Below are 21,003 nucleotides of genomic sequence, written 5' to 3' on the forward strand. Positions count from 1 at the left end.
ACCCCAAATATGTCGGAACTATATAGTATTATTTTACTACAATATAGATAAAAAGTATAGAAAAAAACAGTGGTATATTATATAAAATATCTAAAATTTATCCTTTGAAACGGTAAACAGCCACGCCGTAAGGCATCAGCGGACAGGCGATGGAATATTTTCTTCCATCCCACTCCTTTTCCTCGGAAAGAACGGCAGGTGCTTTTTCTCCCGGCTGGTAAAGACCGTGGCTTTCATTAAGGACCAGGCGATAGCTTCCCTTTCTTGGAACGCCTGCCCGGTAGTCCTTTCGCTCTACAGGTGTAAAGTTAAGAACAAACAAAAGGCTGTCTTTCTTGTCTTTACTATAGCGGACAAAGCTAAAGATACTCTGCTCGCTGTCATTGGCATTGATCCAGGAGAAGCCGTCCCAGTCATAATCCCTTTCATACAGTGCAGGATATTCCTTATACAGATGCAGAAGATCCCTGACATAGTCCTTTAAGTCTTTTCCAAGAGGCTCATCTGCCAGATACCAGTCCAAAGCTGCCTTTTCGTCCCATTCATGGAACTGTCCGAAATCCTGTCCCATAAACAAAAGCTTCTTGCCTGGATGGCCAAGCATAAAGGTATAGCCTACCTTTAAGTTGGAAAATTTATCCTCTAGAAGTCCTGGCATTTTCTCGATCATAGAGCATTTTAAATGCACCACTTCATCATGGGATAATACAAGTATATATTTTTCACTGGTAAAATATGTAAGACCAAAGGTCATCTTATGGTGATTGTATTTTCTGAAATAAGGGTCCAGCTTCATGTATTCTAAAAAATCATGCATCCAGCCCATATTCCATTTGAAGGTAAAGCCAAGGCCGTCGTTTTTGGGGTCATCTGTGACCTTAGGCCAGGCGGTGGATTCCTCCGCGATCACCATGGCGCCGTTGCCTCTGTCTTTGATAATGCTGTTTAAATGCTTGAAAAATTCAATGGCTTCCAGATTTTCATTGCCGCCGTGTTTATTGGGGACCCATTCTCCGTCAGACCGGCCATAGTCAAGATAGAGCATAGAAGCCACCGCATCCACCCGAAGTCCGTCAACATGGAATTTTTCCACCCAGTAAAGGGCATTGGCAATGAGGAAATTATCCACCTCATACTTGCTGTAATCAAAGACCTTTGTTCCCCAATCCGGATGCTCTCCCTTTCTAGGGTCAGAATATTCGTAGCATGGCTTTCCGTCAAACTCGGAAAGTCCGTGGGCATCCTTTGGAAAATGAGCCGGAACCCAGTCTAAGATCACGCCGATTCCTTTTTGATGCATGTAATCAACGAAGTACATGAATTCCTTTGCCGTGCCATACCGTGAGGTGGGAGCAAAATACCCGGTCACCTGATAACCCCAGGAGCCGTCATAAGGATGTTCTGCAATTCCAAGAAGCTCCACATGAGTATAGCCCATCTGTTCCACGTAGTCTGAAAGCTCGTGGGCAGCCTCCACATATGTATAATAGCCATCCTTTTCATCCCGGTTCTTCTTACGCCAAGAGCCTAGGTGAACCTCATAGATGCTGACCGGACCATCCATGGGATCGGCCTTCTTTCGTTTCGCCATCCACGAGGTATCGTTCCACTCATAGCCGGATAAATCGGCAGTCACAGAAGCTGTCTGAGGACGGTACTCTGCCTCAAAGGCATAAGGGTCTGCTTTAAAAAGAAGCTTGCCGCTTTCCGTGGTAATTGCATACTTATAAAGCGCCCCTGTAGAAAGCCCCGGAACAAAGGCCTCCCAGATACCTGAGTCAGCCAGACAGGTCATTGGATTTTCATCCGGATTCCAGCCGTTGAAATCACCAACCACTCCGATTTGCTTTGCGTGGGGCGCCCATACTGCAAAATGCATCCCTTCCTCTTTGTTGTAAGTCCTTGGGTGAGCACCCAGCTTCTCGTAGATTTCATAATGTTTCCCGTTGTTGAAGAGATAGCGGTCTACCTCCGTTATAAAACCTGTCCCGATTTCCTTTTTTTCTTCAGCCATTTGCTCACTCCTCCGTGATCTTTAAAATAGCACACTAAACCTCCCAGCTTTTAAAACGGCGCAGGAGAAACTGATAACGCAGCTGTGCTGCATTCAGCTCATAGATATAGCAATCAATAAGGGTCGGATCCACTACGTGCTCAAAGTGGTTCCTGGCAGCTTCAATTGCTGTTTTGGAACATTCGATTTCGTATCTTAATCTACGTTCCTCTTCTGATTCAGTCAGGCGTTTTTTTAAAGTCGCATGCTTCATTTAACCATCTCCATTTCTTGAAATTTACATAATATCTGTTAGTTTCATTATAACTGGAAAATGGGTTTTTATTCATATTTTACCTGTATTGCCCGTAAAATTAAGGGATTCTGTCTAACATCATCTGCATATGCTGTCCCAGGGAACAAAGTTTTTTCGTGGTGTCTCCAATGGTCAAGTAATAAAAGTTTGCAGTTCCTTCCTGTCTGATATCGATAAGACCGGCCTCTTTTAAGATTTTTAAATGATGGGAGACTGCCGGACGGGAAAGGTTTGTTTTCTCTGTGATATCCTTTACATTCATGCCCACCGTTCCGGGGAGGGGGCCATCGGAAGCTGAGACATCATTTCCCATGCTGTCATAAAGACCATTACGGGCAAGTGCCTCTACAATGGTCAGTCTTACTTCATCTCCAAGGGCGATGAAAATGGGCATACAGTCCTTAAAAAGCAAATGAAAGTCCTGCCCTTCCATGAGGGTTTCCTCCTTTGGTTTAAAAAAATAAACTAATAATATCTTACCATTCAGGGAGTGAAACGTCAATGCTTTGAGGCTGAAAAATTGGTTAATTTGCCTTGAAATACGGGAAAAGATTGATAAAATTGATAAATATATAATAATACACTTAAAATACCTCGGACACTGAGCCATAAGGAGTGTCTTATGGTTTTCTGAAAAAAAGAGTTGACATTTAATCTCACCTTGTGCATAATGGAATTATATTCCAGTATACGTTCTGTATACTTCATTTCAATTTTAATGAATGGTGTAGTTTATTTCATCATCAAAAGCTGATTATCCAGCATATTTTCCAACGTTAAGATTTTAAGCAGGTAAGGGGGTAGTGTATTATTGGGCATTTTATATTGCTGCTTCATTTAGGGGCAGGGGCTTATTTTGATGTCCGGGAACACAGGATTCCTAATTGGTGGGTGATACTCGGTATAGGAAACGGGCTGATTCTTACCGGGCTTGAAGCTGGGCAGTTATCCAGTCCCGGCAGCTTTTTAAAGGAGCCTGCATTTTTTCTTTTCCGGATGCTTTTAGTAACAGCGGTGTTCTTTGTATTATTTCTTTTCCGTATGATTGGTGCAGGAGATATTAAGATGGCAGCTCTCATCTGCGGATATCTTGGCCTTTCGGCTGGTGCATCGGCAATTTTTTATGGTTTTCTTATTGGGGCATTCTGGTCCCTGATCAAATTAATGGGAAGCGGCGGCTTTATATCCCGTTTTTCCTATCTTCTAACCTATATCAGGTATGTAATCCAAACAGGTAAAATAACTGCTTACTACCACCCGGAACGGGATGGGTATGATATGGTCATTCCTTTTGGCCTGTGTCTTTTTCTGGGGACCCTTCTCACCCTGGTGTGGTAGCAGTCACAAAGGAGGAGTTTATTTGGCAGAGCGTATTTTAGCAGTATATGATGAGGATTTTTTTTATGCGGAGCGGCTTGCAGATTTTATCAACGAGAGGAAACAGGCTCCCTTTAAAGCCCTTGCCTTTACCGCGTTAGAAAGGCTTATGAGCTATGGAAAGGACCATGAGATTGATCTGTTGTTAATACAGTCAGACATTCCCAAGGAGGAAATTAAAGGCCTTTCGGCAGGGCAGGTATTTTACCTGTGTGGCGGAGAGAATGGGCCTATTGATGAATCATCAAAGGGGATTTATAAATATCAGGCGGCAGACAGCATTATGCGGGATGTGATGGAAGCCTATTTAACCAGTGATGAAGAGGCCGGAGGCAGAGTCATATCAAGGACCGGAAGGGTAATAGGAATCTATTCTCCCATTAACCGGTGCTTAAAAACTTCCTTTTCCCTGACCATGGGCCAGCTTTTATCCAGAGATTTAAAGGTCCTTTATTTAAACTTTGAGGACTGCTCCGGCCTTGGAACGCTGATTGGTGAGGAGTTTAAGGGAGGCTTATCCGATTTATTTTACTATTACAGCCAGGAAAAATACAGCTGGGTCAGACTGGGCTCTCTTGTTTATACCTGGGGAGAACTGGATTATGTGGCACCTGTCCGGTATCCGGAGGATTTAAACCAGATAGGGGCAGGGGAAGCAGCGGACCTGGTCAGGAGAATTGCAAGAGAAAGTCCCTATGAGACCATAATCCTGGATCTGGGCCAGTTTGGTAAAAAAGCGGCTGAGATACTGGAGGCCTGCGATGTCATTTATATGCCGGTTAAGGATGACTGCGTTTCAGCCGCTAAGATAGAAGAGTTTGAGGATTATCTTTCTGTCTCCGGCCACGATGCCGTTACAAAAAGAATTGAGAAAATCAAGCTTCCCTATCACTGCAGCTTTGGACGAAGGGATTCTTACTTAGAACAGCTTCTTTGGAGTGAGCTGGGAGATTATACAAGGCAGCTGTTAAGGAAGCAGCCGTAAGGGAGGGAAACATGGAAGAAGAGATGCGAAAGAGGATGCGGGAGGAGATTGTAAGAGAGCTGAATGAACAGCAGCAGATTATGGATGAAGAGCTGTATGCCATCATAGACCGAAAGATTCTTGAATATGGACAGGAGCATTTTCTGCCATTAAAGGAGAAGGTGGAGCTTCGGTGCAGGCTTTTTGATTCCTTCCGCCGCTTAGGAGCTCTTCAGGAGCTTGTTGATGACCATCATATCACAGAGATTATGGTCAATGGAGCCGACCGGGTCTTTGTAGAGAGGAATGGCTCCATGGAGCTGTGGGGAAGGACCTTTGACAGTCAGGAACAGCTTGAGGATACCATTCAGCAGATTGTGAGCCGGGTAAACCGTACGGTGAATGTATCAAGGCCCATAGCCGATGCCAGACTTTCTGACGGCTCCAGGGTTCATGTTGTGCTTCCGCCCGTAGCCCTTGACGGACCTGCGGTCACCATTCGAAAATTCCCTGAGCCGATCACCATGGAAAAGCTCCTATCTTATGGTTCACTTACGAAAGAGGCGGCAGAATTTTTAAAGGCAATCGTGGAAGCCGGGTATAACATCTTTGTCTGCGGTGGGACCAACTCAGGGAAAAGTACATTTCTAAATGCCCTCTCGTCTTATATTCCAAGGGATGAAAGAATTGTGACCATTGAGGATTCGGCTGAGCTTAAGATTACCCAGATCAAGAATCTGGTCAGGCTTGAGACGAGAGGGGCAAACGGAGAGGGAGAAGGGGAAATTACCATAGGAGATTTAATTAAAGCTTCCCTTCGTATGAATCCCGACCGGATTATTATTGGGGAGGTCAGGGGAAAAGAGGCCCTGGATATGATATCAGCTATGAATACCGGGCATGACGGCAGCTTAAGTACGGGACATGGAAACAGTCCCAAAGATATGTTATCAAGGCTGGAAACCATGGTGCTAATGGGCGCGGATATCCCTCTTCCCGCAGTGAGAAGCCAGATAGCAGCAGCCATCGATATATTAATACATTTGGGGAGATTACGAGATAAAAGCAGGCGGGTCCTGTCCATTATGGAGGTAGCAGGTTATGAAAATGGAGAAATCAGGCTTAACCCACTGTACCGGTTTGAAGAGGATTATGAAAACATGGACGGTAAAAAAGAGGACAACAAAAAAAGGGTCCAGGGAAGGCTTAACAAAGTGGGTGACCTTCAAAACACCGAAAAACTTAAAGCAGCAGGCGTTGAACTATGACCATTACGTCTTAACATTTGCCCAGTGGTGCATGTATGGCTCACAGGGGCTGGCTCTAGCTGGTGTTTTTGCATATGTCTTTTACCGAAATGTACTGGTCTTTCTCATTCTGATTCCATTTGGAATTCTTTATCCTCTCTTAAAACGTAAGGAAGAAAAAGAAAAAAGACTGCAGCAGCTTAATGTTGAATTTAAGGAAGGGATTTTACTATTAGCCTCCTTTTTAAGTGCAGGCTACTCTGTGGAGAATGCCTTTGCCTCTTCTGTGAGAGAGCTGACTCTGCTTTTTGGTGAGAACGGTCTGATTACCAGGGAGTTTAAGCATATTGAGAATCAGATAAAGATCAACCGCTCCGTGGAACAGGCACTGGCAGAGTTTGCAGCCCGCAGTGGTCTTGATGATGTGAAGAATTTTGCTGAAGTCTTTGGAGCGGCAAAGCGAAGTGGAGGAGAGCTGGTTTCCATTATCAGCCATACCGCTAACGTTATCCGGGACAAGGTATCTGTCCGTCAGGAGATACTTACCATGTCAGCGTCGAAACAGTTTGAGCAGAAGGTCATGAACATGATTCCTTTCTTTATTGTGATCTATATTGATATCACGTCACCTGGATTCTTTCATGTGATGTATACCACCTTTATGGGGAGAGCTGTAATGACTGTTTGCATGGTGCTGTATGTGGTTGCATTTTTTATTTCAAAGAAGATCATGAGCATTGAAATATAAGGAGAAGCCATGTTTAAGAATTATTTCAGGAAATGGAATCTTTCCCTTACGAAGCCGCAAATAGCATGTGTGGCAGCAGGTGTTTTCCTTTATGCCCTCGTAGAGATTACGTCAGTTATGGGAGGCGGGTCAGATGGCAAAGGGTTAAAACGAGCGGGACCAGGACGGGGAGAAACTACATACGAAATAGAAGTGTCAGGTCTTTATAAGGAAAATACGGATAAGAAAATACCAGTTAAAATTCCGGTTGGGGAGAGACTCTATTCTGATGATGAGGCGAATAAACTGTTTGAAACCTTAAAGCCCCAATTGGAAAAGCAAATCTTAGGAGAGAATGAATCTCTTTTAGAAATAAGAAAGAATCTGAATTTGAAAAGCAGCTTAGATGATTTTGGTTTTAAGATTCGCTGGGAAACAGACAATCCGGATTTAGTAAGTTCTCTTGGAAAAGTAGATAACCAAAAGGCGGCTGCGTCAGGTGAAGCTGTCATTCTGAAGGCACGCTTGACCGATGGAAGCCATGAACATACATATTCCTTTCCTATAATGGTATATCCCCCTGCCAGCTCCTTAAAGGAGAAGACCGGGGATGAATTCTTAACCTGGGCTTTAGAGGAAGACCAAAAGCAGCAGACCAAGGATTACCTTCAACTGCCCGATGAGTATGAGGGCCAGCTTCTTACTTATACCTTTCAAAAGGACAACAGCCATCGTCTCTTTCCGTTTCTGGGATTATTTATGGCCCTGCTCCTTTATTTGAAGGTGAATACAGATAAGCAGCAACTGGCAAAAAAGAGGGAGCAACAGCTGCTTCTTGACTATTCAGAGGTAGTTTCAAAGCTGGTGGTATACATTGGTGCTGGTATTACAGTTAGAGGTTCCTGGGAACGCATTGTAGCAGGCTATGATGCTGGTGTCAGGGAAGGGAAAAGAAGCGTCAGACCTGTTTATGAGGAGATGATGAAAACAGCTTCCCAGCTTGGCAGCGGAGTTTCGGAGAGCAAAGCGTTTGGAGAATTTGGCAGGCGCTGCGGACTTCAGTCATACTTAAAGCTTTCTGCACTCTTGGAACAAAGTCAAAAAAACGGCAGTAAACAGCTGCGCCAGTCACTGGAGCTGGAGATGATTTCTGCATTCGAGCAAAGAAAAAATCTGGCGAAACGGTTGGGAGAGGAAGCTGGAACGAAGCTTTTAATTCCCCTATTTCTCATGCTGGCGGTAGTAATGGCTGTCATTGTTGTTCCGGCGTTTCTGTCATTCTTTTGAAAGGAGGTGAGAAGATGATAGCATTTATGAAATCCCAGGTCATGGAGTTTATGAAAGAAGAAGACGGTGTTGGCGTTATTGAAATCGTACTGATTCTTGTAGTATTAATTGGTCTTGTAATTATTTTTAAAGACGCTATTAATGAGGTTCTTGAAGATACATTAAATCAAATCAAGGCTCAGTCAGGAAATGTATACTAATGAAGAAAAGAGGACAAATCACAGTGTTCTTAAGCCTGGCTCTATTGTGCATCTTCAGCCTTATGTGCGGACTAATCGAGTCCGCACGTATGGCTGGGGCAAGATGCTATTTAAAGCTTGCAGCAGATTCTGCCATGGATTCCGTATTCAGTGAATATCACAGGGAGGCATGGGATCAATACCGTCTGTTTCTACTTGAAGCAAAGGATGAAAAGGAGATAAAAGATTCCTGGAATCAATTTATGGAACCGTACATGGAAAGCTCTGGCTGGTATGGTATGGCCATGGAATCAGCGGAGGTCTCTGACCGAGTGTTGATTACGGACGATGGCGGCTCCCATCTGGACCAGGAGATACTTGATTACATGAAGTATGGAATCATAAAGGATATGCCTGATGGAGACGGTGCAGCGGATTTGCTGAAAAGTTTAAAAGAGGCATCTTCCGTTGAAAACCTGTCTCAGTCTTATGCCGGGCACACAAAGGAGGCTGTGCGTCTGGAACGGGCGTTAGAAGACATCAATGACTGTTTAAGGGCACAGAAGGATTACTGGGAGACAGCCCAAAGGCAGTTAGGAAATTATAATGGCAGTGGTTTTCAAGAGACTGCCCGGAAACTAAAAAGGGAGATGGATCGGATTCCAGCCCTGGTCACCACTTATGGAAAGCGGGCAGACCAATTAAAAAAGAATCTGGATGAAACAAAACGCAAAAATGAATCCCTATCAAAGAATATCAGTCCAGAGATGCAAAAAGCCATGGCAGAGGAAGCAAATAGCTATGATACTTATGTAAACCAGGACGGACCTAGAAGAAAACAGGTGGAAGCACTTCCGGAACATATAGATATTCAAAAGACCATAATCCAGCAGGCTATGGAAAGAGCCGAAGAAGTAGAAGATATTATTGATAATTGGGTGTATGACGATGAGGAAGATTCCGGACCGGATTTAAGTGAACTGTGGGGATCTGTAGAGGATATCTGGAATCGGATTCAAATATCGGTGCTATCCTACTCCACTGGCGTAAAGGACCCGGAAAAACAGAAAATATTAGAGCAAATAGAAGGATTTGCGGAACAGGGATTATTAAACCTTGTGCTTCCAGAAGGCAGTCAGGTATCCAAGGGGATGGTAAACAATAGCTCCTTTCCTTCTGCTTCTATGAGTGACGGGGATGGCGCTTCCATAAATCTTCTGGAACGTCTTGTTTTTGAAGAGTATTGCAGCAGGTTTCTGACAAATTTCTGTTCGGAAGAAGAAAAAGAGTTTAAGTATGAGATGGAATATCTCATATCCGGAAAAACACATGATGAAGATAACTTAAAAAGGGTAGTCACAGAACTGGTAGCTATTCGGGAAGGCATGAACTTAATCCATATCCTTTCAGACAGCGAGAAAAGGCAGGAAGCCAATGCATTAGCCAGTGTGATCACCGGCGTCACTGGCCTCGCTCCTCTTACTGGAGTAATCGCATTTTTTATCATGACAGTATGGGCATTGGGTGAGGCAATCGTAGATGTTCAGATGCTGCTGGAAGGAAAAAAGACCGCTTTTATAAAATCAAGGGAAACCTGGAATTTAACGTTATCCAATTTATTGGAGTTAGGTAAAACGGGAAAATCTTCTGGTGGTAAGGCAGGAGATAAGGGAATCGACTACACAGGATACTTAAAGCTTTTGATGTTTCTTTCCGATCAGAAGGTGCAAAATTATCGTCTTATGGACATGATACAGTGGAACCTATGTAAAAAGCAAGGAGACTTCCGTATGGAGAACTGCGTCTATCAGGCAGAGATAAAAGGAAATGTAAAAGCAAAACACCTGTTTTTTGGAGGCAGCAGCCCCTTTTATCCAGTGGATGTCAGAACAGAGAAAGCATATTAAAGGAAGGAGGCAGATGATCATGCCCTTTTTCAGGCGGTCAGCAGGAAAAAAGAATAAAAAAATTGTTACTCTCCAGGTACAAATCCCCGTCTGTAAAGGACGGCCTTCTGCAAAAAGGGTATTATCATCTGCCTTTCGCTCTAAGCGGGACGGCAGTCTGACGATTGAGGCCGCGATGGCACTTCCTTTATTTGTTTTTTTCATGATTATTATGATGATGCCTATGGTCATTATGAATATAAACCGGCAGGTCCAAACAGCCCTTGAAGAGGCTGGGGAAGACTTAAGCCAGTATGCTTATCTCCTTGAAAGTGGAAAACAGAACGAGCAGGAGACCACCTCAAATACAAAAGGGATTCAAAAAGAGATTCTTGAGAGTCTTGCAGGAGAAGGCGTGCTTTTCTATGTGAGGAAGAGGGTAGAAGACAAAGCAGATGTAAGTCGCCTGGAAGCAATATCATTTTCCAGATCCTCAGTTCTTAGGGACGAGGAAACCATTGACCTTATTATGGATTATCGGGTCAAGCTTCCTTTTTCGGTGTTTGGTCTAAAAAGCGTGCCTATGACAGCCAGGTCCACGCGCAGGGCCTGGATCGGAAAAAAGGGTATGGAGGAGGCTGAGGCATTGGAATCTGAAGAAATTGTCTATACGGGAAAGGGAAGTACAAGGTACCACAAGTCAAGAACATGCCACTACTTATATAACAACTTAGAACAGGTAGCACGAAGTGAGCTGGGGCAAATGAGAAACTTATCCGGCAGTACCTACAAACCCTGTAGCCGATGCCAGCCCTCTAAGGAGGGGAACAGCCCTGTCTATGTCATGCCGTCAGGAGAAAAGTATCATGGGGATAAGAACTGTTCTTCTATTATATCCTATGTTTCTGCCGTTCCCATTGAATCTGTGCGCCATTTGGGAGCGTGCTCATATTGTTCGCAATAGGAGGTCTAAACATGCCTGAAGGCATAAGTAAAATTGTATTTACCATATTTTTAGTCTATTCTGCATTTCAGGATGGAAGAAGTAAAACCATAAGTGTCTGGCTTTTGTTCGCCGCTGGAACAGCAGGCATTCTATTTATCATAATTTCTGGACAAGGGATAGGTGACAGACCTCTAAGCTGCCTTATAGGGCTTCTCATGGTGGGAATCAGCCGGCTTTCAGATGGAGCCATTGGTGAGGGAGATGGATGGTTTTTTACGGTCAGCGGTCTGTTTCTAAATTTATTAATAAATCTAAAGCTGTTGGTTTACGGTGTATTCTTAAGTGGATTTGTCTGCATGGGAATTTACATCTTTTTTCGCTTAAAGGGAAACGATGTGAAGAAGGTCACCATTCCCTTTCTTCCGTTTCTTCTTCCGGCCTGGATAGGATTGGTGATGTTATGAAACGTCAGGTATCAGGAAGTTTCACCGTGGAAGCTGCCATTGTCATGGCGGTTGTTTTGTGGGCTTTGCTGGCTTCTATTCAGACCGCATACTATGTCAGAGACAGGACCGTTGGGGCCATGGCCATATCAGAGGCAGTCCAAAGGCTTAGGCATAATGAGTCCGAGCCTGAAGCTGAGGCAATTTCATGGGCAGAAAAAAGGGCGGGAAAACCGTTTTACTGGGACAGATATGAGTTTGACTTAAAGCTTTCTGGAAATCCCATAACCGGAAAAAAGGTAAAGGCTTCTGGGGCAGGAGGAACATGGAAGTTTTCCCTGGAGAAAAACGTATATGACCCTGAAAATTTTATAAGAATGGCCACTCTTTTGGAGCAGGAGGAATAAGATGAAAACTACATACAGGCGGGAAATGAAGCATAATTATTTGATTATAAACCCCGACGTACCAGAATATAAAGGATTCGAAACGCAGATGCTTGAAAAAAACTCCATTGAGGGACTTTTAGAATTTAATATAAAAAGCCTGGACGGACAACGATCATGTTATTACGAGATTACCTCGAAGCAGTCCTTAAGCCGTATTTTGGAGTACAAGAGCTTGGGCGAAGAAGAGCTTAGAACGTTAATTGGCGGAATTGCCCGCACCCTTTCAAGATTGGAAGCATATCTCTTAAAGGAAGATCAGATTTTACTGGACCCGGAATATATTTACGTGGACCCGGAGCGTTTTAAGGTATTTCTTTGCCTCATACCTGGAAGGAAGGGAACCTTTTCTCAGGAGATGACCGAACTTCTTAGGTATCTTCTTGGAAAGGTCAATCATCAGGACAAGGAATGTGTGGTCATGGCTTATGGACTTTATCAGGAAAGTCTGAAAGATAATTATGGAATAGATGACCTCCTTGAAATCACGGAAAATAAATCAAATGACTTAAAATATGGTGCTTCAATGGATAAAACCCATATATCAGATGAAGAAGAATACCATGGTGTAATATCATCACAGCTCGCAGTCCAGGACGAAGAGGCGTACGAAACAATAATTCCTGAGAATCAGTCTGATATAAATTCAGGATATAGCCTGGCAAAAGTTCTTTTACTGATTGCTGTTGCCATAGCAGTTCCTGTTCTTATCTTGTGGCTGGTATCAGGAATTCAAGGAGTGTTCCAGTTTTGGTACGTTCCTTTTGGCGCAGGCTGCCTTTCTTTGGCAGTACTTCTTTTTTTCGGCGGAAAGAATGATCCGGTTAAAGAGAGGGAGCAAGAGTGGGAATCTGGTGAAATAGAGATAAAGAAAAAACAAGATATAAATAATGAGGGAGCAAAGTCAGATATAATTAAATGGGATAATAAAAATCTTTACAGTGATAAGACGAATGGTATAAAAAAAGACAGCTTAAAAAGAGATAATAGTAAAAAGGACAATATTAAGCAGGTCAATAGCATAAAGGATAATAACAAAAAGGATAGTAACAAAAAAGGTAGTAACAAAAAAGATGGTAATAAAAAAGATGGTAACAATAAGGATAATAACAATAAGGACAATTACAAAAAGAATAACAGCCATAGGGACTATTATAAAAAGGACAATAAAAAAAGTGACAGCTATATAAAAGATAAGATGGATTACGCTCAGGGAGAGGAATACGATTGGCAGATGGCATTTATAGAGGAAGATAGAGAGCCAGTTAACCAGCCGGAAGAAAAGGATGAGGAGATAATTTTACAAACGGTTCTGCTCACAGACACTACAGCAGATAATAATACCCGGTATCTAAGAGCGGTGGGATCTGAAGTCCCGGATATCACCATATCCTATGTTCCATACCTTATTGGCAAACAGGAGGGACTGGTGGACTATGTCCTGGAAAGCGAAACCATAAGCAGAATTCATGCTAAAATTGACCGGGAAGGGGAAGAATATCAGTTATGTGATTTAAACTCCACCAACGGAACATCAGTAAACGGCAGGATGCTGGAAACCAATGAAAGCGTAACTTTAAATAAGGGAGATGAAATTTTTATCGCAAATTTCGCGTTTATATTTACATAATATGTTAATTTGTGCTAAAATAATTATATTATTTTAGGAGGAGAACTGTGATGGAAGACTTATACAGGCGAAAAAAGGCATTTGTCAATATGGGATTTATCATTTTAAATGTCATTTATTTTCTGTATCTGGAAATGACAGGCTCCACAGAGAATACGCAGTTCATGGTTTCCCATGGAGCCATGTATGCGCCTCTAGTCGTAGAGGGCGGTGAGTATTACCGTCTCCTTACTTCTATTTTTATGCATTTTGGAATCAATCATATTATGAACAATATGCTCATTTTGTTTATTTTGGGTGATAACCTGGAAAGAGCCCTGGGACATGTGAAGTATTTCTTTTTTTATCTGATCTGCGGAGTAGGCGCGAATATAATCTCCATGATTGTTAATCTTGGAGATTATCGGCTGATCGTTTCTGCGGGAGCTTCCGGAGCGATTTTTGGTGTCATCGGTGGTCTTTTGTATGCAGTATTGGTAAACCGGGGAAGGCTTGAAGATCTAAGCACCCGGCAGCTTGTTGTGGTCATTGTGTGTTCCCTGTATTTTGGCTTTTCCAGCACAGGTGTAGATAATGCAGCTCACATTGCAGGACTTTTCGTGGGTATTTTTATGGGGATCGTTCTGTATCGTAAGCCGAAAAGGCCTGGACGCATGGAAAATTGGGAATAATACTATTGGGAAGGAGGTGAGAGTGTGAGAGAAGATGATTGCATTTTCTGCAAAATTGCAAATGGGGACATACCTTCAGAAACACTGTATGAGGATGATACATTTCGCGTTATTATGGATTTAGGACCGGCTACAAAAGGGCATGCCCTGATTCTTCCAAAACATCATAGTAAAGATCTTTGTGAGCTTGACGGAGCGACAGCAGCCAAGGTCCTTCCTTTGGCAGCAAAAATTGGGAACGCCATGAAAACCACATTAGGCTGTGCCGGATTCAATGTTGTGCAGAATAACGGAAAAGAAGCAGGACAGACTGTTTTTCATTTTCACGTACATTTAATTCCTCGTTATGAGGAAGGCCCTGTTATGGTTTCATGGGTATCGGGCAAAGCAAGTCCGGAAGACTTAGCACAGACAGGAGCCGCTATTAGGAGCGCCCTGTAATCAGAGGGGCATTATCAATGAGCATACATAAAGATGAAAATATGTTATTGCAATCCATTTATGGGGAGTACCAGGGCTTGCTTCGACGGATTGCAAAGACACTCCACGTTCCGGATATGGAACTGGATGATGTCGTACAGGAAACATTTATTGCATACTTTGAAAACTATTCGCTGACCTGGACTGAAACGCGAAAGAAAAGTATGCTGATTAAGATACTAAAGAGTAAATCAATCGACTGCCTCCGAAAGAATGGACACTATGAAAAAGTAAGCTTGAACCAAGAGGATGCAGCCAATGAGGTGGCGTTGCTTGCAAGCTATGTGATTACAGATCCCCTTGATATGATTCTTGAGGAGGAAGCTGTTTTAATGATCACAAGTGAAATATCTAATATGAGGGAAGAGTGGAAAGAGATGGCTGTCCTTTATTTCTTAAAACAGCTTACGATTCCAGAGATTTGTGAATTGTTAGGGATTCCGGGAACGGTATGCCGCTCCCGGATATACCGGACAAGAGTCTGTCTAAAAAGGATTCTTGGACCCAGCTTTGATACATAAATTATTTTCCGGTCAGGGTTTCAACCATTTCTATTATGGCATCAATGGCGTTATGCTGTTCACTCTGTTCCATATTTGAAATGTAAGATTTCCTGTTCTGATACGTTTCGGATACGGCCTTAAGAAGGGAGTCTCCTGATAGGTTTTCCTCTTCCAGGAGAAAGCTGAATCCCTGCTTATGAAAGGATCTTGCGTTTAAAATCTGATCTCCTCTGCTGGCAGCGGCAGAAAGAGGAATCAGAATGTTCGGCTTTCTAAGGGCGAGTATTTCACAAATAGCGTTTGCACCGGCTCTTGATATCATCAGATCAGCAGCAGCAAATAAATGCTTTAAAGGAGCATCTACATACTCGTATTGTACATATCCAGGGGTACTTATAAGGCTCTCATCCAGATTGCCTTTTCCACAGATATGTATGATCTGGAAATCCTTTAAAAGCTTGGGAAGTATTTCTCTTACTGCATTGTTGACTGTTACGGAGCCAAGACTGCCTCCTATGATTAATATCACAGGACGGGTTTCAGAGAGCTTGGCAAAACTTAGCCCCTTAAGACGATCCCCCTGTAATAATTCTTTGCGAATGGGGGAGCCTGTTAAAACGGCTTTTTCTTTAGGAAGATAGGCCAGTGTTTCCGGGAAATTGCAGCAAACATTTGTCGCAGCAGGAATACACAGCTTATTTGCAAGACCTGGTGTCATATCGGATTCGTGAATGATAACGGGTATCTTTAAAAGTTTGGCAGCTAGTACAACAGGAACTGCTACAAAACCACCTTTAGAGAATACGACATCCGGTCTGTAATTTTTAAGAAATTTTAATGCTTCCCCATATCCTTTTATGACACGGAATGGGTCAGTAAAATTTTTGGGGTCAAAGTACCGTCGGAATTTACCGGAGGAGATGCCGATGTAGGCAATACTAGCTCCTTCTATGAGTTTCCGTTCGATTCCCTGATAGGAACCTATATAGTGAATGTCATAATTTCTCTCTTTTAAAGAGGGAATCAGAGCCAGGTTCGGGGTAACATGACCAGCAGTGCCTCCGCCGGTTAACACGATTTTTTTCATAAAGCGTTGCCTCCCAGATTCGATATACTATTAATAGTAAACGCTGACGGTAAAAAGTCAACCCCAAAGAGTATGAAGACTTAAGGATAACTTGTATTTAAGAGGTGCAGACATGGAGCAGGGAAGAGACGATCATAATAAATGTTCCATCTTAAAATGTAACAAAAAGAGCAAGGCTTCCCAGGAGAAAATGGAAGCATATCTGCTTGATTATATGCAGCAGCACCCGGAAATAACACCGGATCCCCCTCCTCCTCCGCCTGGTGAATTCCAGACGATCATGGAAGAGATGAAACGCCGGGGAGCGACCACTGTTTTAAACAGACAACTTAAACTTCGTAGCAAGTATCGAAGATTAGTATATTATCTGCATAAGCCATTTATGGTATCCATGGTGATTTGTGTCATTTTTTCCGTGACATCCATTGGAGTTTGTGCCGGTAAGGCTGGAAAATACCGTATAAGTAAAGCTAAGATAACAGAGACAAAAATCTGGCATGAAGATGATGTTCTTTGCTTTCTTCCATTTATGCCTCCAACGGTAGGAGCCACTGATTTGCATCAGGATGAAAGAAAGATAAAAAGGAATCAAAAGGATCATGAAATCAATGATATTCCGGAAATCAACCGGAAAATCACGCTTCATTCTTCCAATAACATGCTGATCAAATGACAGAAGGTATTCTAAATCAGGGTGGAATTTATAATAGGAAACACATGAAAAGCCCGATGAATAAGAAAAAATTCCTGACAAAACAGAAGCTGTATCATAACTCCCGTTTTATCAGGAATTTTTATTTTAATCTCAGGAAATCAAGGTTTTTGACCACTCTTCCTCTTTAAAACCTGTTAAAACAAAATCTTCCCCAATGATCAGCGGCCGCTTCACCAGCATTCCATTGGTTGCAAGAAGCCTGATCTGTTCTTCATCACTCATTCCCGGAAGGGCTTCTTTTAGATTCTGTTCCTTATAAATGTTGCCACTGGTGTTAAAGAACTTCTTTATGGGAAGACCGCTTTTTTTGATCCATTCTAAAAGCTCATGTTCCTTTGGGTTTTCTTCTTTTATATTCCTTGCTTCATAAGATATATTGTGAGCATCCAGCCACTTTTTTGCATTTTTGCAGGTGCTGCAGGGCGGATACTGTAAAAATAGTAAACTCATAGGTTGGCTCCTTTCCATTTTCTTTTGCTTCCATATATATTTTACCTTGAAACCCATTGAATGAAAAGGAAAGATTTGGAATACAATGTAATAATCAAGTAAAACCGGGAGAAATAATGAGATTTTTAATGTTTTTGTCGGAGGCAATGGTGCCTCTTATCATCTTTTATATTGTTGGATTTGGTATTTTATCAAAACGTCCTGTTTTTGATGATTTCATAAATGGTGCAAAAGATGGAATGAAGACGGTAGCAGGTATCCTTCCCACCTTAATTGGTCTTATGACAGCGGTTGGAATCCTTCGAGCTTCTGGATTTTTGGATTTTCTATCCGGGCTGCTGACAAAGCCGGCGTCCCTTTTGTTCTTACCGGCACCAGTTGTCCCTGTAATTTTAATCCGTATGGTATCCAACTCAGCAGCCATTGGCCTGGTGTTAGATATCTTTAAAAAATATGGCACAGACTCCTATATCGGGATAGTTACCTCCATTATTATGAGCTGTACAGAGACCTTATTTTACTGCTTAAGCGTTTATTTCGGAACCGTAAAAATACGTAAAACCAGGTATGCTCTTACCGGTGCTTTGACAGCAACCATAGCAGGAATTGCAGCCAGTGTCATTTTAAGCCGTATTTTGGTATAAAAGGGATTATTTCATCTCCATTTTAAGAATTTCATAAGAATTCAAGTGGTTGTCTATAAATACATAATCATGTATAATTACGAGGAAGCTTTTATTGTCATAACAATATGAAAGGGATTAACGTGGATACTTACGGAACTCTTAACGAAGTATTGGTAAGACTGTTTCGGGATATTATGGATATTGAACAACAGGCTATCATTACCCAGGAATTTAATAATATTACGAATAATGATATGCATGTAATAGAAGCGATCGGCGTCGGAGAACCTAAAAATATGTCGACCATTGCCAGAGAGTTGTCTGTTACGGTTGGGACGCTTACCATAGCCATGAACAGCCTTGTAAAGAAAGGGTATGTGACCCGCCAAAGAGGGAAAGAGGACCGGCGAGTGGTTTACATTTCACTTTCAGAAAAAGGGAAACAAGCCTATGAGCAACATGCCAAATTTCATCAGGAGATGATTCAAGGCATCATTGATTCATTAGGCGACGATGAGATAGAAGTTTTGATCAAAGCTCTGACCAATCTTAACCACTGGTTTCGGAGCCTTTAAGAGAGTTTAAGGAGGCAATACGCAATTATGAGAAAATTCATCGTGATGTTAATGAGCGTTATAATGATGATGTCCCTGTCAGCGTGTACACCAACACAGCCTAAGATGGAGACAACGGCACCAATTCCCCAGGCAGAGGCTTCTACCGGTGGCGCAAGTGACAAGGTTCCGGATCCTAACGTGGAACCAATGGAAATCATCTCTGTATATAGCAAGAATAACGATGGTACTGGCCTTAACCAGGCTATGGATGCAGTGGACAAGCTCACGGCGGAGGCTTTGGTTGATAAGCTGATTGAATACGGCGTTCTGGAAGAAGGAACAACCGTTGTTAAATACGAATCAAAAGATGGCAAAGGTACTCTGGATTTATCCAAGATGCCTGCAAAAGGAGGGAATGATTTAGTTACCCTTACCGCAGTGGGCAATACCTTTATCGAGAATTTTTCATTGGATAAATTAAAAGTTCTGGTAAATGGAAAGAATTATTCCGGTGAAAAGGTGAAGCAGGGAGATAATGATTTACTGGAATATGTAAAAGACTATAAAAAGATCGGTTAATCAGACCGGAGAACATAAATGAGGCAGGAGCAAGGGGTAATTGCTCCTGCCTCATGCGATTAGCTGGATCTAAGTTCTTTTCCAAGCCAGTTACGAAACTCCGGCAGTATGACGGAAAATGGTGCTGGACCAATATCCAGTAAAAAGGTATGAAACTCTTTTAAATTGAATTTGTCTTTTAAGATTTTCTCAGCGGCATTTCTCATTTCCATAATTTCTAAATATCCCACATAGTACTCCATGTAGTTGGTCGGATTCTCTACCAGGCTGTTATAAATGGAATCCACGATATCCGTTTTCTCCACATTGTAAAAGGTACCAAGGTACTTTGCTGTCTGCTCCTTATCCCAACCTTCATAATTAATGCAGATATCAAGATACGCATATATTCCCAAAGTAACCGCAGAGTTGTGTGCCAGGAGCTTTCCAAGATCCGGGTCCAGTCCGTTGTCAAGGGTATAAGAGTAATTCTCTACATAGGTGGCCCACCCTTCGGAGTAGCTTGAGAAGGATAAAATACTTCTTAGGTCGCTGGGGCTTTTGCTTAAGAAGTAAACATTCTGATACAAGTGGCCCGGATATCCTTCATGGGCCAGGGTGGTATAAAGGTCATCATTTTGAAATCTTGGATTCCCATTAATATAGATAATATTATCTTCGTACCGGTCGATAGGCGGTACCAGATAAAAGGCAGGGCTTAAGGAAGATTCCAGGGCTTTCGGTACATATTTGACCGTGTACTGGTTCTTCGGCAGCTCAGGAAAGTCCTTGGTGATCTGAGATTTTAAGGACTCTAAAATATCTTCCGGTTTCGTCACATTAAAGGAATAAGTATCAAGCTGATCAAGGACCTTTGGATTATCCTTCGTAATCTGTCCGAGAGCCTTAATGTCAGTGGTGATCTGTTTCTCAATGGCCTTTTTTAAGCTGTCTACGGAATCATAAGAGGTTCCGGTATTTGAATTGACCAGGTATTCAAAATATTTCTTCCCTTCCGGATACCAGGAAAGACCCTTGTCATTGGCTCCGGTACCCATAAGGGCAGTAATGCCATTAATCAGGTTTTTATAGGCCGGAACAAAATGATCCTCAAGGACCTTTAAATTCTTTTCTTTGTAAGCAGCTTTTTCTTCTGCTGTCAGATCATTTAAAGCATCGATCCTGGTGTTAAAGGTCTCTGAGAGAAAGCTGTGGTCCGGCTGAATCAAATAAGCTTCACATGATTTTAAAACATGATCCGCAGCAGAATCGGACATAAAGAGACCGGCCTCTGATTTTTTCTTTTCAAACTCCAGAATCTGTGAATAATAATCATCAATGGTAGAAAGCAGAGACAGATAATGGTCCACATCGTCCTTACTGTAGAAGGCGTATTCTGCAAACAGGACAGGAAGCTGTGCCTGAATGCCAATGGTTGTAGTAAGCGGCTGAGTATAAAGCTCCAGGCCATCCGAAGTCATCTCTGTATCTATGTAGGAATAAAGAATCTGATAAGTCAGGCGCTGATCCTTTGTCAGTTTTCTGGGATTGAACTGATTCAGTTTTTTCTTGAGCTCAGCCAGATCCTTTGAGTTTTGCTTCATCTTATCCAGGGAAAAGTCCCCCAGCGTCAGAGGAACCGTTTTAAGCCCCCGGGAAGCTGGATCCGCCATGGTAAAATGAAAGCTGATCCCGGAGTTGCTTATTTCATTTCGGAATAAATCGTCCGTAAACAGATCAAAATTTTTCTGCATGGATACATCAGCAGCATTGTAATGCTCATATCCCGTACCAGAGGGATTAGCGGCTGACTTTGGCGGCGGCGTGCACGAACAAAGCAGGGAGACCACCAGGAACATGGAAATCAGCCATCGGCCTCTTTTAAAAAATTTGTTTGTCATATATGATTCCTCCG

24 protein-coding genes are annotated in these 21,003 nt (G+C 42.5%); 18 read left to right on the forward strand and 6 right to left on the reverse strand.

Annotated elements, in window-relative coordinates; translation table 11 throughout:
* Nucleotides 1-97 precede the first annotated feature (97 nt).
* The 3 genes from glgB to T546_RS0116830 all read right to left on the reverse strand — a co-directional run bounded on the left by glgB (nt 98) and on the right by T546_RS0116830 (nt 2,742).
* Nucleotides 98-2,014: a 1,4-alpha-glucan branching protein GlgB gene (gene glgB, locus T546_RS0116820; protein ID WP_026892625.1), complete on the reverse strand. Its 1,917-nt coding sequence runs from the start codon at nt 2,012-2,014 to the stop codon at nt 98-100.
* A 34-nt stretch (nt 2,015-2,048) separates the two neighbouring features.
* Nucleotides 2,049-2,267: a YaaL family protein gene (locus T546_RS0116825; protein WP_026892626.1), complete on the reverse strand. Its 219-nt coding sequence runs from the start codon at nt 2,265-2,267 to the stop codon at nt 2,049-2,051.
* Between the two features lie 100 nt (nt 2,268-2,367).
* On the reverse strand, nt 2,368-2,742 hold the full coding sequence (locus T546_RS0116830) for an ArsR/SmtB family transcription factor (RefSeq protein WP_051629922.1): 375 nt from the start codon (nt 2,740-2,742) through the stop codon (nt 2,368-2,370).
* A 392-nt stretch (nt 2,743-3,134) separates the two neighbouring features.
* On the opposite strand from T546_RS0116830, the gene T546_RS0116835 reads away from it, so the two are divergent.
* Genes T546_RS0116835 through T546_RS0116900 form a run of 14 tightly spaced genes read left to right on the forward strand, consistent with a single transcriptional unit; the run spans nt 3,135 to nt 15,113 of the window.
* Nucleotides 3,135-3,647 carry an A24 family peptidase gene (locus T546_RS0116835; protein WP_242842250.1) on the forward strand — a complete coding sequence of 171 codons (513 nt, stop codon included), beginning with the start codon at nt 3,135-3,137 and terminating at the stop codon, nt 3,645-3,647.
* Nucleotides 3,648-3,669: 22 nt separating this feature from the next.
* The gene (locus T546_RS0116840; protein ID WP_026892629.1) at nt 3,670-4,671 is read left to right on the forward strand and encodes a P-loop NTPase family protein; all 1,002 of its coding nucleotides are present in this window, start codon (nt 3,670-3,672) and stop codon (nt 4,669-4,671) included.
* 23 nt (nt 4,672-4,694) lie between these two features.
* The gene (locus T546_RS0116845) at nt 4,695-5,918 is read left to right on the forward strand and encodes a CpaF family protein (protein ID WP_408643062.1); all 1,224 of its coding nucleotides are present in this window, start codon (nt 4,695-4,697) and stop codon (nt 5,916-5,918) included.
* Nucleotides 5,869-6,645: a type II secretion system F family protein gene (locus tag T546_RS0116850; protein WP_330371944.1), complete on the forward strand. Its 777-nt coding sequence runs from the start codon at nt 5,869-5,871 to the stop codon at nt 6,643-6,645. The genes T546_RS0116845 and T546_RS0116850 overlap by 50 nt, the downstream gene beginning before the upstream one ends.
* Nucleotides 6,646-6,654: 9 nt before the next feature.
* Nucleotides 6,655-7,911, forward strand: a complete 1,257-nt coding sequence (locus T546_RS0116855; protein WP_026892632.1) for an immunoglobulin-like domain-containing protein — start codon at nt 6,655-6,657, stop codon at nt 7,909-7,911.
* Nucleotides 7,912-7,925: 14 nt separating this feature from the next.
* Nucleotides 7,926-8,111 carry a Flp1 family type IVb pilin gene (locus tag T546_RS23835; RefSeq protein ID WP_034599731.1) on the forward strand — a complete coding sequence of 62 codons (186 nt, stop codon included), beginning with the start codon at nt 7,926-7,928 and terminating at the stop codon, nt 8,109-8,111.
* Nucleotides 8,111-9,997 (forward strand): DUF5702 domain-containing protein, encoded by a 1,887-nt coding sequence (locus T546_RS0116865; protein ID WP_026892633.1) that lies wholly within the window; start codon nt 8,111-8,113, stop codon nt 9,995-9,997. Before T546_RS23835 ends, T546_RS0116865 begins: the two co-directional genes overlap by 1 nt.
* Before the next feature lie 19 nt (nt 9,998-10,016).
* Entirely contained in the window at nt 10,017-10,940 is a 924-nt protein-coding gene (locus tag T546_RS0116870) for a hypothetical protein (protein ID WP_026892634.1), read from the forward strand.
* A gap of 11 nt (nt 10,941-10,951) precedes the next feature.
* Nucleotides 10,952-11,386, forward strand: coding sequence for a prepilin peptidase (locus T546_RS0116875; protein WP_026892635.1), 435 nt, complete (start codon nt 10,952-10,954; stop codon nt 11,384-11,386).
* Entirely contained in the window at nt 11,383-11,772 is a 390-nt protein-coding gene (locus tag T546_RS0116880) for a TadE/TadG family type IV pilus assembly protein (RefSeq protein ID WP_026892636.1), read from the forward strand. The genes T546_RS0116875 and T546_RS0116880 overlap by 4 nt, the downstream gene beginning before the upstream one ends.
* 1 nt (nt 11,773) lies before the next feature.
* Entirely contained in the window at nt 11,774-13,441 is a 1,668-nt protein-coding gene (locus T546_RS25715; RefSeq protein ID WP_051629925.1) for a DUF6382 domain-containing protein, read from the forward strand.
* 50 nt (nt 13,442-13,491) lie between these two features.
* A complete protein-coding gene (locus T546_RS0116890; protein ID WP_026892637.1) occupies nt 13,492-14,112 on the forward strand; it encodes a rhomboid family intramembrane serine protease in 621 nt (206 codons plus the stop codon).
* A gap of 24 nt (nt 14,113-14,136) precedes the next feature.
* On the forward strand, nt 14,137-14,553 hold the full coding sequence (locus tag T546_RS0116895) for an HIT family protein (RefSeq protein ID WP_026892638.1): 417 nt from the start codon (nt 14,137-14,139) through the stop codon (nt 14,551-14,553).
* Between the two features lie 17 nt (nt 14,554-14,570).
* A complete protein-coding gene (locus T546_RS0116900; RefSeq protein ID WP_024838011.1) occupies nt 14,571-15,113 on the forward strand; it encodes an RNA polymerase sigma factor in 543 nt (180 codons plus the stop codon).
* 1 nt (nt 15,114) lies between these two features.
* Here T546_RS0116900 and T546_RS0116905 read toward each other — a convergent pair whose 3' ends face one another.
* Nucleotides 15,115-16,182 carry an undecaprenyldiphospho-muramoylpentapeptide beta-N-acetylglucosaminyltransferase gene (locus T546_RS0116905; protein WP_026892639.1) on the reverse strand — a complete coding sequence of 356 codons (1,068 nt, stop codon included), beginning with the start codon at nt 16,180-16,182 and terminating at the stop codon, nt 15,115-15,117.
* Between the two features lie 112 nt (nt 16,183-16,294).
* Here T546_RS0116905 and T546_RS25720 point away from each other — a divergent pair, with 112 nt between their 5' ends.
* Complete coding sequence (locus T546_RS25720; protein WP_026892640.1) at nt 16,295-16,855, forward strand: hypothetical protein; 561 nt, start codon at nt 16,295-16,297, stop codon at nt 16,853-16,855.
* A gap of 132 nt (nt 16,856-16,987) precedes the next feature.
* Here T546_RS25720 and T546_RS0116915 read toward each other — a convergent pair whose 3' ends face one another.
* Nucleotides 16,988-17,347 carry an arsenate reductase family protein gene (locus tag T546_RS0116915; RefSeq protein ID WP_026892641.1) on the reverse strand — a complete coding sequence of 120 codons (360 nt, stop codon included), beginning with the start codon at nt 17,345-17,347 and terminating at the stop codon, nt 16,988-16,990.
* Nucleotides 17,348-17,463: 116 nt separating this feature from the next.
* Here T546_RS0116915 and T546_RS0116920 point away from each other — a divergent pair, with 116 nt between their 5' ends.
* The 3 genes from T546_RS0116920 (at nt 17,464) to T546_RS0116930 (ending at nt 19,109) form a co-directional block, all read left to right on the forward strand.
* On the forward strand, nt 17,464-17,991 hold the full coding sequence (locus tag T546_RS0116920; RefSeq protein ID WP_026892642.1) for a spore maturation protein: 528 nt from the start codon (nt 17,464-17,466) through the stop codon (nt 17,989-17,991).
* A gap of 107 nt (nt 17,992-18,098) precedes the next feature.
* Complete coding sequence (locus T546_RS0116925) at nt 18,099-18,548, forward strand: MarR family winged helix-turn-helix transcriptional regulator (RefSeq protein ID WP_026892643.1); 450 nt, start codon at nt 18,099-18,101, stop codon at nt 18,546-18,548.
* A 27-nt stretch (nt 18,549-18,575) separates the two neighbouring features.
* Complete coding sequence (locus tag T546_RS0116930) at nt 18,576-19,109, forward strand: GerMN domain-containing protein (RefSeq protein ID WP_026892644.1); 534 nt, start codon at nt 18,576-18,578, stop codon at nt 19,107-19,109.
* A gap of 59 nt (nt 19,110-19,168) precedes the next feature.
* Here T546_RS0116930 and T546_RS0116935 read toward each other — a convergent pair whose 3' ends face one another.
* Entirely contained in the window at nt 19,169-20,989 is a 1,821-nt protein-coding gene (locus T546_RS0116935; RefSeq protein WP_026892645.1) for a DUF885 domain-containing protein, read from the reverse strand.
* Between the last annotated feature and the right edge of the window lie 14 nt (nt 20,990-21,003).

This window comes from [Clostridium] aerotolerans DSM 5434 (assembly GCF_000687555.1).
Classification (GTDB): domain Bacteria; phylum Bacillota; class Clostridia; order Lachnospirales; family Lachnospiraceae; genus Lacrimispora; species Lacrimispora aerotolerans.

What these genes read in the sequence shown, in the direction of transcription:
- T546_RS0116905 (WP_026892639.1), bottom strand. Translation starts at nt 16,182, where the DNA reads ATGAAAAAAATCGTGTTAACCGGCGGAGGCACTGCTGGTCATGTTACC.
- T546_RS23835 (WP_034599731.1), top strand. Translation starts at nt 7,926, where the DNA reads ATGATAGCATTTATGAAATCCCAGGTCATGGAGTTTATGAAAGAAGAA.
- T546_RS25720 (WP_026892640.1), top strand. Translation starts at nt 16,295, where the DNA reads ATGGAGCAGGGAAGAGACGATCATAATAAATGTTCCATCTTAAAATGT.
- T546_RS0116935 (WP_026892645.1), bottom strand. Translation starts at nt 20,989, where the DNA reads ATGACAAACAAATTTTTTAAAAGAGGCCGATGGCTGATTTCCATGTTC.
- T546_RS0116900 (WP_024838011.1), top strand. Translation starts at nt 14,571, where the DNA reads ATGAGCATACATAAAGATGAAAATATGTTATTGCAATCCATTTATGGG.
- T546_RS0116870 (WP_026892634.1), top strand. Translation starts at nt 10,017, where the DNA reads ATGCCCTTTTTCAGGCGGTCAGCAGGAAAAAAGAATAAAAAAATTGTT.
- T546_RS0116915 (WP_026892641.1), bottom strand. Translation starts at nt 17,347, where the DNA reads ATGAGTTTACTATTTTTACAGTATCCGCCCTGCAGCACCTGCAAAAAT.
- glgB (WP_026892625.1), bottom strand. Translation starts at nt 2,014, where the DNA reads ATGGCTGAAGAAAAAAAGGAAATCGGGACAGGTTTTATAACGGAGGTA.
- T546_RS0116925 (WP_026892643.1), top strand. Translation starts at nt 18,099, where the DNA reads ATGAAAGGGATTAACGTGGATACTTACGGAACTCTTAACGAAGTATTG.
- T546_RS25715 (WP_051629925.1), top strand. Translation starts at nt 11,774, where the DNA reads ATGAAAACTACATACAGGCGGGAAATGAAGCATAATTATTTGATTATA.
- T546_RS0116825 (WP_026892626.1), bottom strand. Translation starts at nt 2,267, where the DNA reads ATGAAGCATGCGACTTTAAAAAAACGCCTGACTGAATCAGAAGAGGAA.
- T546_RS0116890 (WP_026892637.1), top strand. Translation starts at nt 13,492, where the DNA reads ATGGAAGACTTATACAGGCGAAAAAAGGCATTTGTCAATATGGGATTT.
- T546_RS0116880 (WP_026892636.1), top strand. Translation starts at nt 11,383, where the DNA reads ATGAAACGTCAGGTATCAGGAAGTTTCACCGTGGAAGCTGCCATTGTC.
- T546_RS0116875 (WP_026892635.1), top strand. Translation starts at nt 10,952, where the DNA reads ATGCCTGAAGGCATAAGTAAAATTGTATTTACCATATTTTTAGTCTAT.
- T546_RS0116930 (WP_026892644.1), top strand. Translation starts at nt 18,576, where the DNA reads ATGAGAAAATTCATCGTGATGTTAATGAGCGTTATAATGATGATGTCC.
- T546_RS0116845 (WP_408643062.1), top strand. Translation starts at nt 4,695, where the DNA reads ATGCGAAAGAGGATGCGGGAGGAGATTGTAAGAGAGCTGAATGAACAG.
- T546_RS0116865 (WP_026892633.1), top strand. Translation starts at nt 8,111, where the DNA reads ATGAAGAAAAGAGGACAAATCACAGTGTTCTTAAGCCTGGCTCTATTG.
- T546_RS0116855 (WP_026892632.1), top strand. Translation starts at nt 6,655, where the DNA reads ATGTTTAAGAATTATTTCAGGAAATGGAATCTTTCCCTTACGAAGCCG.
- T546_RS0116830 (WP_051629922.1), bottom strand. Translation starts at nt 2,742, where the DNA reads ATGGAAGGGCAGGACTTTCATTTGCTTTTTAAGGACTGTATGCCCATT.
- T546_RS0116920 (WP_026892642.1), top strand. Translation starts at nt 17,464, where the DNA reads ATGAGATTTTTAATGTTTTTGTCGGAGGCAATGGTGCCTCTTATCATC.